The organism is Streptomyces himalayensis subsp. himalayensis, from assembly GCF_013778455.1.
GTDB lineage: Bacteria > Actinomycetota > Actinomycetes > Streptomycetales > Streptomycetaceae > Streptomyces > Streptomyces himalayensis.
The window spans coordinates 1-1,188 of the sequence record NZ_JACEHE010000090.1; the positions used below are offsets into that span (position 1 = coordinate 1).

2 protein-coding genes are annotated in these 1,188 nt (G+C 64.9%); one reads left to right on the plus strand and one right to left on the minus strand.

Annotated elements, in window-relative coordinates; all coding sequences use genetic code 11:
* On the minus strand, positions 1 to 794 hold a 794-nt coding region (locus tag H1D24_RS41550; RefSeq protein WP_181662960.1), incomplete at its 3' end, for a transposase.
* Between the two features lie 26 nt (positions 795 to 820).
* Here H1D24_RS41550 and tnpA point away from each other — a divergent pair.
* The coding region (gene tnpA / locus H1D24_RS41555) for an IS200/IS605 family transposase (RefSeq protein ID WP_181662961.1) at positions 821 to 1,188 on the plus strand (368 nt) is incomplete at its 3' end.

The window sequence follows — 1,188 nt, forward strand, 5'->3', positions numbered from 1 at the left end:
TGCAAGCGGCGGGAGGTCTTCTCACCGCGCTTGCGGAAGCTGTTGCGGTGCGCTGCTTCGCGTTCCAGGCGCAGCAGCTTGGCTTTCTCCTTGGGGTTGAGCCACTTGTCGCGGTCGGCGGTGCCGTCCGGGAGTTTGGCGGTGCGGCCGTGGTTTTGGTGGTTGCCGTCGGAGAGAGCGAGGGGCACCGTGACGCCCACGTCGATGCCGACTGCGGGGCCGGTGTGGGGCGCGGGCGTGGACTGCTGGGTCATGACACGGAAGGCGATGTGCCAACCGAGGGCGTCTTTCACCAGGCGGGCGCCGGTGATCCGGTTGTCCTTGCCGGCGTGTGTGCCGACGGGGAGGTCTTTGGTCCAGCGGAACCGTACTCGGCCGATCTTGGGCAGGTTGACCATGCCCCATCGGCGGTGCACACGCTTGATGTTCAGGTCGCGGCCCTGCGGGATGTCAACGCTCATCACGGCCTGGAAGCGGCCCTTGAAGTTCGGTGCGTCCGCCCGGCCCTCCCAGCAGTTCTTCCACGCCTGGAAGTAGTTCTTCAGCACCGCCTGCGCGGCCTGCGCGGGGAGGACGGCGAGGAAATCAAGGTCGCCCCGGGCCTGCCGTATCGCAGCATCGGCGTTCGCAAGCGTGCGCTTGTCCTTCGGCATCATCTGCCACCAGGCATGCAGCAGGTTCCACATCGCACGGGCCGCGTGCGCCTGCACATCGGCGTTCGACACCTCGGCAGGCGACAGTGCAAGCCGGGCACGATGCCCCAACTGCCGCTTCACCAAGGTGACTTCGCTCATGACGAGCACCATACTACAGTTGGTTTATGTCACCGGGATGGAATCCGAATCCCGATGTTCGCACCGGTCGTCACGTTGTCCACAACCTGCATGTCCATTTGGTGTTCGTCACGAAGTACCGGCGCGGCGTGTTCACCGACGCCATGTTGAACAGATGCGAGGAGATCATGCGGGAGGTGTGCGAGGACTTCGAGGCCGAGTTGAAGCAGTTCAACGGCGACCACGACCACGTCCACCTGCTGGTGCACTACCCGCCCAAGGTCCAGCTCTCCAAGCTGGTCAACAGCCTCAAGGGCGTCTCCGCCCGGCTACTGCGCAAGGAGTACGACACGCACGTCCGCCGGTACCTGTGGGGCGGCCACTTCTGGTCCGGCTCCTACTTCGCAGGCTCATG